The organism is Nonomuraea deserti (genome assembly GCF_004348685.1).
Lineage (GTDB): Bacteria > Actinomycetota > Actinomycetes > Streptosporangiales > Streptosporangiaceae > Nonomuraea > Nonomuraea deserti.
Genome location: NZ_SMKO01000001.1, coordinates 12,191 through 24,612 on the forward strand (window position 1 = coordinate 12,191; position 12,422 = coordinate 24,612).

At 69.8% G+C, this 12,422-nt stretch carries 13 protein-coding genes; 6 read left to right on the top strand and 7 right to left on the bottom strand.

Going from position 1 to position 12,422, the window contains the following annotated elements; genetic code table 11:
- Positions 1–3 precede the first annotated feature (3 nt).
- Together E1292_RS00075 and E1292_RS00080 are read right to left on the bottom strand one after the other, a co-directional pair.
- Positions 4–1,383, bottom strand: coding sequence for a sensor histidine kinase (locus E1292_RS00075; protein ID WP_132590674.1), 1,380 nt, complete (start codon positions 1,381–1,383; stop codon positions 4–6).
- On the bottom strand, positions 1,380–2,051 hold the full coding sequence (locus tag E1292_RS00080) for a response regulator transcription factor (RefSeq protein WP_132590676.1): 672 nt from the start codon (positions 2,049–2,051) through the stop codon (positions 1,380–1,382). Before E1292_RS00080 ends, E1292_RS00075 begins: the two co-directional genes overlap by 4 nt.
- A gap of 124 nt (positions 2,052–2,175) precedes the next feature.
- Between E1292_RS00080 and E1292_RS00085 the strand changes: the two genes are divergently transcribed.
- On the top strand, positions 2,176–2,637 hold the full coding sequence (locus E1292_RS00085) for a hypothetical protein (protein ID WP_132590678.1): 462 nt from the start codon (positions 2,176–2,178) through the stop codon (positions 2,635–2,637).
- Between the two features lie 100 nt (positions 2,638–2,737).
- Here the strand turns inward: E1292_RS00085 and E1292_RS00090 are convergent, their stop codons facing one another.
- Together E1292_RS00090 and E1292_RS00095 are read right to left on the bottom strand one after the other, a co-directional pair.
- A complete protein-coding gene (locus tag E1292_RS00090; RefSeq protein ID WP_132590680.1) occupies positions 2,738–4,489 on the bottom strand; it encodes an outer membrane protein assembly factor BamB family protein in 1,752 nt (583 codons plus the stop codon).
- A gap of 411 nt (positions 4,490–4,900) precedes the next feature.
- Positions 4,901–5,374 carry a YtxH domain-containing protein gene (locus E1292_RS00095; RefSeq protein ID WP_132590682.1) on the bottom strand — a complete coding sequence of 158 codons (474 nt, stop codon included), beginning with the start codon at positions 5,372–5,374 and terminating at the stop codon, positions 4,901–4,903.
- A 185-nt stretch (positions 5,375–5,559) separates the two neighbouring features.
- Here E1292_RS00095 and E1292_RS00100 point away from each other — a divergent pair, with 185 nt between their 5' ends.
- Positions 5,560–6,099 carry a peptidylprolyl isomerase gene (locus E1292_RS00100; protein ID WP_132590684.1) on the top strand — a complete coding sequence of 180 codons (540 nt, stop codon included), beginning with the start codon at positions 5,560–5,562 and terminating at the stop codon, positions 6,097–6,099.
- A gap of 212 nt (positions 6,100–6,311) precedes the next feature.
- Entirely contained in the window at positions 6,312–7,175 is an 864-nt protein-coding gene (locus E1292_RS00105; protein ID WP_165974290.1) for a rhomboid family intramembrane serine protease, read from the top strand.
- A gap of 35 nt (positions 7,176–7,210) precedes the next feature.
- On the opposite strand, the gene E1292_RS00110 is transcribed toward E1292_RS00105, so the two are convergent.
- Positions 7,211–7,456 (bottom strand): cell division protein CrgA, encoded by a 246-nt coding sequence (locus tag E1292_RS00110; protein WP_132590961.1) that lies wholly within the window; start codon positions 7,454–7,456, stop codon positions 7,211–7,213.
- Positions 7,457–7,613: 157 nt separating this feature from the next.
- Here E1292_RS00110 and E1292_RS00115 point away from each other — a divergent pair, with 157 nt between their 5' ends.
- The 3 genes from E1292_RS00115 to E1292_RS00120 are packed head-to-tail and all read left to right on the top strand — an operon-like array spanning position 7,614 to position 8,960.
- Positions 7,614–8,231, top strand: coding sequence for a class E sortase (locus tag E1292_RS00115; RefSeq protein ID WP_132590686.1), 618 nt, complete (start codon positions 7,614–7,616; stop codon positions 8,229–8,231).
- 1 nt (position 8,232) lies between these two features.
- The gene (locus tag E1292_RS50730) at positions 8,233–8,391 is read left to right on the top strand and encodes a hypothetical protein (RefSeq protein WP_165974291.1); all 159 of its coding nucleotides are present in this window, start codon (positions 8,233–8,235) and stop codon (positions 8,389–8,391) included.
- Entirely contained in the window at positions 8,388–8,960 is a 573-nt protein-coding gene (locus tag E1292_RS00120; RefSeq protein ID WP_132590688.1) for an anthranilate synthase component II, read from the top strand. Before E1292_RS50730 ends, E1292_RS00120 begins: the two co-directional genes overlap by 4 nt.
- 141 nt (positions 8,961–9,101) lie before the next feature.
- On the opposite strand, the gene pknB is transcribed toward E1292_RS00120, so the two are convergent.
- Together pknB and E1292_RS00130 are read right to left on the bottom strand one after the other, a co-directional pair.
- Positions 9,102–10,973, bottom strand: a complete 1,872-nt coding sequence (pknB, locus tag E1292_RS00125) for a Stk1 family PASTA domain-containing Ser/Thr kinase (protein WP_132590690.1) — start codon at positions 10,971–10,973, stop codon at positions 9,102–9,104.
- Between the two features lie 83 nt (positions 10,974–11,056).
- Positions 11,057–12,415: a serine/threonine-protein kinase gene (locus E1292_RS00130; RefSeq protein WP_132590692.1), complete on the bottom strand. Its 1,359-nt coding sequence runs from the start codon at positions 12,413–12,415 to the stop codon at positions 11,057–11,059.
- Between the last annotated feature and the right edge of the window lie 7 nt (positions 12,416–12,422).

The window sequence follows — 12,422 nt, forward strand, 5'->3', positions numbered from 1 at the left end:
GCCCTACCCGGGGTTCAGGGGGAATCTGGCGACGAATCCGGCATCTTCGTACACCAGGGTCCCCTCGTGCAGGGCGGCGATGTCGCGCGCGATCGGGAGCCCGAGCCCGGCGCCGCCCGCGTCACGGGCGCGGGCCTCGTCCAGCCGGGTGAAACGGTCGAAGACCGCCTCCCTGTGCTCCGGCGGAATCCCGGGCCCGTCGTCGGCCACTTCGAGCACCGCCTGATCGCCTTCGGCGCGCACCGCCACCCGCACGGCGGAGGCGGCGTGCCGGACGGCGTTGTCGACCAGGTTGGTCACCAGGCGGTCGAGATGCGCCCGCGAGCCCTTCATCACCACGTCGGGCTCGACGTCGAGCTCCACCCGCACGTCGGGCCGCCGCCTGACCCGCAGCGACTCCTCGGCCGCCACCTGCCCCAGGTCCAGTTCCGTCGTGCGCGGCGGCTCGCCCGCGTCCAGCTTGGCCAGCATGAGCAGATCGGCTGCCAGCGACTGCAGGCGTTCGACGTCGGCCAGTGCCTCCTTGGTGAGCTCGCTCCGCTCGGCCAGCTCCAGCCGGGCGCGCAGGGTGGCGATCGGGCTGCGCAGCTCGTGGGCCGCGTCGGCGACGAACCTCTTGTGGGTGCCGACCGCCGTCTCCAGACGGTCGAGCGTCGCGTTGACGGTGGTGGCCAGCGCGGCGATCTCGTCCCCGGAATCGGGTACGGGCACCCGCTGGTGCAGGTCGCGGGCCGTGATGTCGGCCACCTTCGCCCTGATCGCGGCCACGGGTGCCAGCGCGCGGCCCACCGAGAACCAGGTCATCCCGGCCACCACGGCCAGCACGGCGGGCACGCCGGGCAGCAGCGCGCCGTACAGCGTGTTCAGGGCGTCCTCGGCGCTCGCCAGGGAGACCCGGGACCATACCATCGCGGGGCCGGCCTCCGTGCTCACCTTGACACCGGCGATGGCGTACTCGCCCGGCTCGGCCCACTCGACGGTCGCGGCGGGGGCGGCTTTCGCCTTGGTCAGCATGACGTCGGGGTCGGCGACCCTGGCCACCGTGCCGTCGTTCGCGTAGATCAGCTCTCTTGTGCCCTCCGCGCCTGCCGGTCGTTCGCCACGCGGCTCCGCCTTCCGCGCGGGGCGGAAACCGGTGAGTGGCTCGGTGACCTTTTGCGCGGGTACGACCGACAAGGTCTGCGCGTACGGCACCGCCTCCACGGCCTTCCTGACCGCCGCGGCGTCGGCGCTGCGTTCCAGGCTGCCCCGCAGCACCGCCACCAGCCCCAGGGCGACGGCGCCGAGCGCGAGCGCCACCACGAGCGTCGCCGCGGCGGTCGCCCGCAGCCGCACGGACGACAGCCCCGAGGACGTGGGCGACGACGTTCTCAGCCGTTTCACGCCGCCTCCAACCGGTAGCCGGCCCCGCGTACCGTCATGAGCGTGGTCCGGCCGAACGGCACGTCGATCTTGCGGCGCAGGGCGCTGATGTAGACCTCGACGATGTTCGGGTCGCCGTCGTAGGAGAAGTCCCACGCCTGTGCCAGCAGCTCGCTCTTGGACACCACCTCCCCGGCCCGCCGCGCCAGCGCGTGCAGCACCGCGAACTCCTTCGGCGTCAGCGCGATGTCCGCCTCGCCCCGGTGGCAGCGCAGCCCGGCCGGGTCGATCACCAGGTCGCCCACGCTGATCGACACGGGCCGCTCCCGTCCGCCCCGCCGTACCAGCGCGCGCAGCCTGGCCAGCAGCACCACGTAGGAGAACGGCTTGGCCAGGTAGTCGTCGGCGCCGTTGTCGAGCGCCTCGGCCTCGTCGTAGATGCCGTCCTTGGCGGTGAGCATCATGATCGGCGTCCAGTCGCCCGCCTCGCGCAGCTTGGAGCAGACGGCGTAGCCGTTCATCCTGGGCAACATCACGTCAAGGACGATCACGTCGTACGTGTTCTCGGTGGCCATCCAGAGCCCGTCGCGCCCGTCGTGCGCCACGTCCACCGCGAAGCCCTCACCGGCCAGGCCCCCCTTCACCAGGTCGGCCAGCCGCTCCTCGTCCTCCACCAGTAGCACTCGCACACGCACAAGAGTGCCGCAGCGCACCTAAAGCCAACCTGAAGATCGTTTCGGGCCTCTTAAGGATCGCTTCAGGTACGCGCGAGCACGCTCGGAGGCGTTCGATCGACTTCGAGTGAGGAGAACCATGTTCAAGCGACGTCTCGCGGTGCTCGCCGCGGTGGCCACCCTGGCCGTGACCGGGCTGGCCGGCTCGGCACTGGCCGACGAGCCCCTCGGACCCACCGCCGGCGCGAAGGTGATCTGCAAGACGAGCGACGGCAAGACCATCGAGCTGACCAAGGCCCTGCCCGCCGAGGGCGCCAAGCCGGCCGGTCCTGACGGCGCGACGGCCAGGGTCGAGCCGGCCAAGCCCGCCAAGCCTGCCGACGCGGCGGCCCCGGTCAAGCCCGAGTACGGGGAGACGGTGGAGATTCAGCGGGCGCCCGCGAAGGGCGGGAAGCGTTCCGAGGGCGAGGTGCGCCGCGGCGTGCGGGCCGACGGCGGCACGTGGAAGGCGGTGCCCGCCGTACCGGCCGAAGGGATCATGGTCAGGGCGAGCGAGGGGCCGGACAAGACCGTGACGATCACATGCAAGAAGGCCGAGTGACCAGGTAACACCGCTGACGACGGCTACGGACCCGCACCGGGTCCTGCCGCGGGCCGGGAGCCGGCCCGCGGCAGGCACGGCGTGCGAAGCCTTCGGCCCTTCACTCCAGGCCGACGACGTCCGAACTCGCCGATTGCGTGACGACAACCGCGCCGGGCGCGGGCAGCAGGCGCACGGGCTCACGCGGCAGTCGGCGCTCGGGGAGGCCGACCGTGATCCGCTTCGTCTCGGACGTGTCCCACGGGGTGACCAGCACCGTCGCCTTCATCTTCTCGCGACTGTCCCAGGACAGGTACGCCACGGCCAGCGAGTCGTCCAGCGGCAGTTGCGCGCTTTCGATGTCCGAGGTACGGGATCGCCGCAGTCCCGCAAGGGAGAACGACGCCCGCTTGACCGCACCCATGCCGAACGGCTTCCAGCGGGAGGTCCACTCGTCGTCGTCGTTCATCCCGTTCACGACGTCGAGGAAGCCCTTCGTACTGAACGAGCCGGTCACCCGCTGCCGGGCGAGGACCTTTCCCGACGCCTGCTCCAGCACCATGCCCTCGCGCTCGCCCCAGACCACCGACAGGGCCTCGGCGTCTTCCGATCGGTGGATCTCGACGCTCTCCGGACTTGCCGACACCTTCTGCTCACGCCGCCACACCTCGGCGCCGGTAGCGGGATCCAACCCGAGCACGGCGATGGTGAACGCGCTCGACCCGTACCAGTAGTCAATGTCACGTGACTTCTGCTCGATCCGCGGAGCGCAGATGATGATCTGGGCGAACACGTCCCGGGCCATCGTCAGGAAACGGTGCTCGTCCGAGTTCATGCCGGTCAGACAACCTTGCGGCGGGGAGTAGTGCCAGGCAGGCTCGGAGGCGGTCGGTTGCCAGCCGGTGAGCGTTCCAGGCCACAGCTTGGCGCGAGGATGTCCAGGGCTGGAGGTGACCACACCCGTGGAGTTCAGCCAGGGGTTCTCATCTACCCACCCTTTCCAGTGCTCGGCGAGGACCACACCCGTGTACGCGTCAAGAAGCACCGTCCGCTGGGCGGAGCGGATCGTAACGGTGCTCCCGTCAGGTGACGCCCGGAAACCTGTCGCGAAGCTTCCCGGCCTGCGGTAGTGCCAGCGTTCCCGGCCGGTGACGCTGTCCAGCGCCACGACGCCGTCCGTGACCCTCACCACCAGGCCCGCGCCCGCGACGGCCACGTCATATGCGGGCGCGCCGTCCGGGGTCTGCCACCGCCATGCGATCTTGCCCGCCGAAGCCGGCACCGCCGCCTGAGGGGCAGCTTTCGTCGTGGTGCCGTCTGCAACGGGTTTCGTCGTGGTGCTGTCTGCAACGGGCAGCACCACGACGGCGATCAGGACGATCGCACTTGTCACCACCGCGACGGCCGATCCTCCCAGCGCCCCGGTCAGCCCTCTTCTTCCCGCTCTGAACGCGAGCGCTGTCACGGCGAAACCTGCCGCCGTCGCCGTCAGGCCCGCGGTGAAGACGGCCTCGGACGCCCCCGGCTCACCCAGCGAGAAGGCGCCCTTCAACTCGAACCACTGGTATACGGCGGCCGCTACAAGCCCTACGGCGCAGGTCAGCGTTGATACGCGCCATTCGTCGGCGTGCTGCCCGCCGTACGGGTCGCGCCAGTCCGTGCCGCGGACCGTCTTGACGATGGTGACCAGCCACCAGATCAGCAGAATTCCCAGCACGAGCGCCGCCATACCGAAGCCGGGCGGCTCCGAAGATGAGACGGGTAACGACGGCCAGTCAGGCGGCGACCACCAGGCGACGTACGCCGCGACCGCTGTAACTGCTCCGGTGAGCGCCAGACCGACGCCGAACCACCCCCACCACGGACGACTCATGATGTGCGCTCCCATGCGCGTCAGCCGCAACGGACACCCCGCAGCCAGCCACCCGCACCGTAGACGTCGTGCACTTGCTCGGTGCCTTGGCGTACACCGGACCGGCGGATTAGGTGTCCCATGCGCGGTCGTTGTCGGTAGAACCGCCGGAAGACCCCCAGTAGCCCCTCCGCATGGGCGAAGATCCTATACCCGTACGTCAGGGCGCGGCTCCCGCCGTTGCCGGCGTTGTAGGCCCTGCCTCTCGACCTTCCCGTTGATGGCATGGACGCCGGCTCCGGCGTGGCCGACGCCGGACGGGCGCCATCCCGGGTGGGTGTGCCGGCCTGGGCCCGGCTGAGACCCGGGACGAGGACCCTGGCACAACGGAAGCGCGCCCCCTGTCAACAGGGGGCGCGCTTCCCAGCGGAATCAGGACATCTTACGAGACGCCTCATCCACCTTGTCGGAGGCCTTCGAGGCCATCCGGTCCGCCGACTCCGCGGTCGTGCTCGCATTCTCGTTGACCCAGCGTGACGCATCGGAAGCGGAGTCCTTCATGTGCTCGGTCCACTGCTGGGCGTTTCTGCGGTAGAACATGTAGCCGATCGACCCCACCGTGAGGCCGGTCAGCAGCATGAGCATCGGCCATCGCCGCGACCGCTCAGGCTTGGGGTCGATCTTCCTGGCCGCCGTGGTCAGCATGTGGCTGACCTTGGGGGCGAGTTGCTCCTCGACTCCGTGTGCCGCGGACTCCAGCCGCGGCGCCGCCCAGTAACGGGCGTCCTCGATGCGCCGGGCGGTGACCACTTTGGCCTGGTCCGCCATCGGCGCCATACGGTGGCCGGTGCGTACGGCCTGGGCCTTCATCCGGCCCACCCATGTGGCGGGAATCTCCACTACCACGCGGCGTTTTCTCATTGTCAGGGACACGACAACCTCCCCTGTCGTTGGGTGCCCGAGCCTGACCTTCCCTGGACAAGGCGGCTCAATCATGGCCGTCCGTGGGAGGATGGCCCGGGAAGGCCGTAGGGCCATAGTCCTCAGAACATGACGAATCGACCCTGTACATAGAGGGGGGCAGCTGTCTCGTGGCTGAGAAGCTGATCGCTAACCTGCAGACCAATCGCGGCACCATCAAAATAGAACTCTTCCCCAACAAGGCCCCGAAAACGGTGCGAAACTTCGTCGAGCTCGCGGAGGGCACGCGCGAGTGGACGCACCCGGGCACCGGCGAGAAGGGCGTCGGCCGCTACTACGACGGCACGATCTTCCACCGGGTGATCTCCGGCTTCATGATCCAGGGCGGTGACCCGCTGGGCCAGGGCGTCGGCGGCCCCGGCTACGACTTCGACGACGAGATCCACCCCGAGCTCCTCTTCGACCGCCCCTACCTGCTGGCCATGGCCAACGCGGGCATCCGCTTCGGCAAGGGCACCAACGGCTCGCAGTTCTTCGTCACGGTCCACGCGCCGTTGCGGCACCTCAACGGCAAGCACACGATCTTCGGCGAGGTCGTCGAGGGCCGGGATGTCGTCGACGCCATCTCGAAGACCCGCACCGACGCCGACGACCGTCCCGTGGAGGCCGTCGTCCTCGAGTCGGTCACCATCGACCGCGTCCCGGCCTGACCCGGCACCACGCTCCGGCTCCGAGGCCGTCCGATCGGCGGCGGCCTCGCCGGGGTGCGGGGGCCCACGGTCACGCGCCATGCCCGCACAAGCCCTAGCCGGCGGTCAGGCGCCATGCCCCTACAAGCCTCACGCTGCGGTCACGCGGCATGCCCGTACAAGCCTCAGGCTGCGGTCACGCGGCATGCCCCGACAAGCCATAGGCTTCGGTCATGACCAGCCAGCCGCCGAGCCCGCCCCCGCAGCCCGAGCAGCCCGCTGAGGCGGTGCCCACCTGCTACCGGCACCCCGACAAGGAGACCTGGGTACGCTGCCAGCGGTGCGAGCGTCCCATCTGCCCCGACTGCATGCGTGACGCGGCGGTCGGCTTCCAGTGCCCCGAGTGCGTGGCCGAGGGCAACAAGGGCATCCGCCAGGCCAGGTCCACCTTCGGCGGCGGCATCGTGCGCACGCCGATCGTGACGTACGCGATCCTGGTCATCAACGTCCTGGTCTTCGGCGCCCAATATCTCACCGAGGCGATCACCGGTCAGCTGGCCATGTGGCCCGCCGGCGTGGCCCTGCTCGACCAGTATCACCGCCTGCTCACCGCGGCGTTCGTGCACAGCGGCGTCTTCCACATCCTGTTCAACTGCTGGGCGCTCTATGTCATCGGCCCCTATCTGGAGCGTGCCTTCGGCCACGCGCGCTTCGTCGCCCTCTATTTGATCAGCGCGCTCGGCGGCTCGGTGCTCGGCCTCTGGATCGACCCGGTCACCCAGCCCACGGTCGGCGCGTCCGGGGCGATCTTCGGCCTGTTCGGGGCGGTGTTCGTGGCGGGCCGCAAGCTCAACATGGACGTGCGGGGCATCGCCGTGCTCATCGTGATCAACCTGGTGATCACCTTCGTCTTCCCCAACATCAGCTGGACAGGACACATCGGCGGGCTGATCACGGGCTCGCTGCTGGCGGGGGCGCTGGCCTACGCCCCCAAGAACAACAGGACCCTGTGGCAGGTGCTGGCGATCGGAGGAGTGCTGATCCTGCTGGCCGTGCTCGTGCTGGTCAGGGTGTCGGCCATCCTGGCCATGCGCTGAGCTTCCCCAGGCTGTGGAAAAGACTGTGGAAAGAACTAACGCCAGCGGGTGGAAAGCACCACACCGAAGATGATGAAAACAAACCCGATCAGCAGATTCCAGTTCTGGAGGTCGCCGATGAAGGGCGTGGTCGGCGCGACGTAATAGACGGCGATCCACAGGATGCCGATGATCCACGCCGTGACCATGGTGGGCGCCAGCCAGCGAGGGCTGACCTTGACCTGCTGGGACCTCTGCGGCGGGGTGTAAACCGCCTTCTTGCGAGCCTTCGACTTGGGCACTGGGTAACTCCTGCTGAGGGCCTGGGCTTCCGGATCGTCCACAGGCCTTTCGGTAAGCGTAGTTCAAGCACAGTAGTGCGAGCGTGCCAAGGATAGTCGCCACGCGCATGACATGGCGATCCCTGGAGCCCGCATCGTCCAGGAATACCCTGATCGCATGCGGGCCATGCTCCGGGCCGTGGGGGAGACGAGCATCACCGCGGGCCTGATCCTCATGCTGTTCTGCGCCTACCTTCTCTGGGGCACCGGCGCCTACACCCAGAGGCAGCAGCTGCTGCTCCAGCGCGAGCTGGCCGCCGACCGGGCGGCACAAGAGCGCCTGCGCACGGTCAGGCCGGGTCAGGCCCTCGCCGTGCTGCGCATCCCCAGGCTGGGCCACGACTACGAGTACGCCATCGTCGAAGGCGTCGGCTCCACCCACCTGAAACGCGGCCCTGGACACTACCCCGACAGCGCCATGCCCGGCCAGACCGGCAACTTCGTGTTGTCGGGACACCGCACCACGTACGCGGCCCCGTTCAACGAGATCGACGAGCTCGAACGCGACGACGAGATCGTCGTGGAGGCGCGCGAGGCCCGCTACACCTACCGCGTCACCTCCCAGGACATCGTGCGCCCCGACGAGGTCGACGTGCTCGCCCCCGTGCCGGGCAAGCCCGGCATCCGCCCCGTGCGCGCCTTCATCACGCTGACCACCTGCCACCCCGAATACTCGGCCGCCGAGCGCCTCATCGTGTACGGCGTGCTGAAGGAGACGGAACCGAGGAGCGAATGACATGTACGCCTGGCTCTGGCGCAAGTTGCCCGGCAGCCCGCGCACCAGGGTGTTGACGGCCCTGGTGCTGGTCGCGGCGGCGGTGGCCGTACTGTGGTGCGTGGTGTTCCCGCTCTTCGAGCCCGTGGTGACGCTGGACGAGGTGACCGTGCAGAAATGACCCGTGTGCTGGTGGTGGACAACCACGACAGCTTCGTCCACACCATCGTGCAGTATCTGCGCGAGCTGGGCGCCGAATGTGACGTGCGGCCGCGCGACGACGTGGCCGTGAGCGACGCCGACGCCTTCGACGGCGTCCTCGTCAGCCCCGGCCCCGGCACGCCCGAGGCGGCCGGTGTGAGCGTGCCTCTGGTGCGCCACGCGGTCGCGCGCGGCCTGCCGCTGCTCGGCGTCTGCCTCGGCCACCAGGCCATCGCCATCGCCCACGGCGCCACCGTGGCCCGCGCGCCCGAGCTCTTCCACGGGCAGACCAGCGCCGTCCTCCACGACGGGCGGGGCGTGTTCGAGACGCTGCCCTCCCCCGTGCGGATGACCCGCTACCACTCGCTCGCCGTGCTGCCCGGCACGGTGCCCGACGTGCTCGACGTGACCGCCCGCACCGGCGACGGCGTCATCATGGGCCTGCGCCACCGCCGGGCGCCCGTCGAAGGCATCCAGTTCCACCCCGAGTCCGTGCTGTCAGAGCACGGTCACCGGCTGCTCGGCAATTGGCTGCGCCGGATCGTGTAACAAACCTCCCGCGCCGAGCGACAGACAAGTGAGCGTCCCCGCCGTTGCCCCCGAGCGGCGGGGGCGTTCTTGTGCGTGCGAGCAGCAGCGCGAAGGGCCGCCCACCCCCTCGGGGATGGACGGCCCTGTCACGTGCGACTCTCAGCCTCCGATGCCGCCGTCGCCGATCGGGTTGTCGTCGGCCGGCGGCTCGTCCTCCGTCGGGAAGTCGTCCGTCGGCACGTCGTCCGTCGGGAAGTCGTCCGTCGGGAAGTCGTCCGCGGGCGGCGACTCGGTGTCGGTGACCGCCGGACCGGTGGACACCACGATCGTGATCGTCGTGCCCTGCGGCAGCTTGGTGCCCTCGCCCGGGTTCTGCTGGATGACCGTGCCCTCGGGCTGCTCGTTGGGCTGCTCGGAGACCTTGACCTTGAACCCGGCACCCTTGATCTGCGCGGTCGCGTCATCCTCGGTGAGCCCGATCACGCTGGGCACCTCGCCCAGGTCCTTCGGAACGTAGAGGGTGACGGTGCCGCCCTTCTCCAGCGACTCGCCGGCCTTCGGCCTGGTGTCGATGACCGTGCCCTGCTCCTTGGTGGAGTTTCTGGTCTTGACCGTGCCGCGCAGCCCCGCCTGCTCCAGGGCCGCCATGGCATCGGCCTGCGGCATGCCGACGAGGCCGTCGGGCACCTTCACCCGCTCGGTGCCCTTGGACACGAACAGCTGGACGCTGGAGCCCTTCTCGACCTTGGAGCTGGCGGCGGGCTCCGTCTTGATCACGGTGCCCTTCTCGACGTCGGAGCTGAACTCCTGCACCACCTGGACGTTGAGCCCCAGGCCCTTGAGCTGTTGCTCGGCGAACGTGCCCTTCTGCGTCGTGAGCTCGGGGATCGTGACCTGTGTGTCGGCCGGTGTGTCCTTGGAGCCGAACACCAGGTAGCCGGCCGTGATGAAGCCGCCGATGATCAGCAGCGGAATGATGATCCACATCGCGGTCTTGACCGCGTTGCCGCCACCGCCGCCGCCGGCCCTGCGCCGGCCGCCCCGGCCGCCGCCGTCGCCCTCGTCATATTCGTAGGGCGGGATCGCTCCGCTGCGCTGCGTGGCCGGCCCGCCGGCCGTCTGGGGCGCGGCCATCATGCGCGTGCCCTGGCCGTAGTCGCCGGTCATCGCCATCGTCTGGGCGTCGACCGGCATGCCGGACATCGCCCGCTGGATGTCGGCCCGCATCTCGCCCGCGCTCTGGTAGCGGTGCGCCGGATCCTTCGCCATGGCCTTCAGCACGATCGCGTCGGCCCACTGCGGGATCTCGCGGTCGATCTGGGAGGGCGGGATCGGCTCCTCGCGCACGTGCTGGTAGGCGATCGCGACAGGCGAGTCACCGGTGAACGGCGGCTGGCCCGTCAGCAGCTCGTAGAGCACGCAGCCGGTGGAGTAGATGTCGCTGCGGGCGTCGACCCGCTCGCCCCGCGCCTGCTCGGGCGACAGGTATTGGGCGGTGCCGATCACCTGCGCCGTCTGCGTCATGGTGGCCGCGGAGTCGGCCATGGCCCGCGCGATGCCGAAGTCCATCACCTTGACGTCGCCCGCCCGCGTGATCATCACGTTGGCCGGCTTAATGTCGCGGTGCACGATGCCGCCGCGATGGCTGTAGTCGAGGGCCCGGAGGATGCCGTCGACCAGCTCGACCGCGCGCTCGGGGAGCAACCGCCGATCCTGGCGCAGCAGGTCGCGCAGCGTCCGGCCGTCGACGTACTCCATCACGATGTACGGCACGGGGGTGCCGTCGGTGACGTCTTCGCCGGTGTCGTAGACGGCGACCACCGCAGGATGGTTGAGCGAGGCCGCCGACTGCGCCTCACGGCGGAACCGGGCCTGGAACGTGTGATCGCGAGCCAGGTCGGACCGGAGCGTTTTGATCGCGACTATGCGGTCCAGCCGGATGTCTCGGGCGCGATACACCTCGGCCATGCCGCCGCGCCCGACGACACCGTCGAGCTCGTAACGACCTCCGAGTAGCCGAGGCTGAGTCATTTCCTGCACTGTCCCTTACCGTTCATCTTGGGTACCGGCCTGCTCGGGGGGCCGCCGGTGTCCATCATCGACCCCATTGCGCGTCACGTCTGCTCCTTGGGTGGGTTTGTCTCACCCGGGTCCGGCGAGGCGGTGGGTGTCGGGGTAGTGGGTGTAGTGGTGGGCGTAGGGGTTGGTGTGGGCGTAGGGGTCCGCGTCGTCCGTGTCGGTGTCGGTTTCGGCGTCGGCTTCTTGCTGGGAGTTGCCGACTTGCTTACCGTAGCCGACCGAGAGGGTATAGGCCGTTGCGACTTCACCGGAAGCGCCGGTGACCGCTTGGTGCGCTTCTTCTTCGTGGGCTCGGCCCGCTCCGGCGTCGGCGGCGCCGACTCGCGCGGCTCGGCCACGTCAGGCGTCGGTGCGGGGGGCTGGCGGTTGGCGAAGGTGACGGCGCTGAGCCCGACCGCCGCCACGCAACCCGCCGCGGCGACCACGGCCAGCGTCCTCGCGCCCTTACGGCGCCTGCGGGCCGTCGGGGCGTGCGGCTCGGTGGCCGGGGCGATGCGGTCGGTCACCTGCTGGTCCTCGGGCGAGGGCTCGCGTACGCGGAAGCCGCCCGGGTCGGTCAGCATGCTGAGATCGGCGCCGGACTGGGCGCCCGCCAGCGACTCGCGCAGCGCGTGGGCCCGGTCGGCCAGCTCGAGAGCCGTTGCCGGGCGCTGCCCGGGCTCCTTCGCCAGCAGCGCCATGACCAGCGCGCGCACCTGCGAAGGAACATCCACGCCGAGCGGCTGCGGCTGCTCGTTGAGGTGCTGCAGGGCGATCGCCACCTGGGTGTCGCCGCGGAACGGCGTACGCCCCGCCAGGCACTCGTAGGCCACCACGCCGAGCGAGTAGAGGTCGGTGGAGGGCGTGAGCGGGAAACCCTGCGCCTGCTCGGGGCTGACGTACTGGGCGGTGCCCACCACCGTGCCCGTCTGCGTCACCGGCGCCGCCTCCAGCGCCCGCGCGATGCCGAAGTCGGTCACCTTGATGGTGCCCTCGGGCGTGACCAGCAGGTTGCCGGGCTTGATGTCGCGGTGGATGATCCCGGAGGAGTGGGCGGCGTGCAGCGCCTTGGCGGTCTGGTGCACGACGTCGAGCGCCACCTCGGCCCCGAGCGCGCCGTTGCGCGCCAGGATGGCCGACAGCGGCTCGCCCTGCACCAGCTCCATCACCAGATAGGCGAGGTCGCTCTCCTCGCCGTAGTCGAAGATCTGCGCCACTCCGGGGTCGGCCAGCGCCGCGGTGAGCCTCGCCTCGTTGCGAAACCGCTCGCGGAAGGTGGGGTCGGCGTGGATGTGGCTGCGCAGGATCTTCACCGCGACCTCGCGCCCGAGCAGCTCGTCGCGGGCGCGCCAAACCTCTCCCATACCGCCGGTGGCGATGCGGGAGATCAGGAGGTAGCGGTTACGGAGCCGCATGGTCCAG

Bases quoted from the DNA above. Each gene is read 5' to 3' on its own strand.
- pknB (WP_132590690.1), bottom strand. From the start codon at position 10,973: ATGACTCAGCCTCGGCTACTCGGAGGTCGTTACGAGCTCGACGGTGTC.
- E1292_RS00090 (WP_132590680.1), bottom strand. From the start codon at position 4,489: ATGAGTCGTCCGTGGTGGGGGTGGTTCGGCGTCGGTCTGGCGCTCACC.
- E1292_RS00130 (WP_132590692.1), bottom strand. From the start codon at position 12,415: ATGCGGCTCCGTAACCGCTACCTCCTGATCTCCCGCATCGCCACCGGC.
- E1292_RS50730 (WP_165974291.1), top strand. From the start codon at position 8,233: ATGTACGCCTGGCTCTGGCGCAAGTTGCCCGGCAGCCCGCGCACCAGG.
- E1292_RS00115 (WP_132590686.1), top strand. From the start codon at position 7,614: ATGCGGGCCATGCTCCGGGCCGTGGGGGAGACGAGCATCACCGCGGGC.
- E1292_RS00105 (WP_165974290.1), top strand. From the start codon at position 6,312: ATGACCAGCCAGCCGCCGAGCCCGCCCCCGCAGCCCGAGCAGCCCGCT.
- E1292_RS00085 (WP_132590678.1), top strand. From the start codon at position 2,176: ATGTTCAAGCGACGTCTCGCGGTGCTCGCCGCGGTGGCCACCCTGGCC.
- E1292_RS00120 (WP_132590688.1), top strand. From the start codon at position 8,388: ATGACCCGTGTGCTGGTGGTGGACAACCACGACAGCTTCGTCCACACC.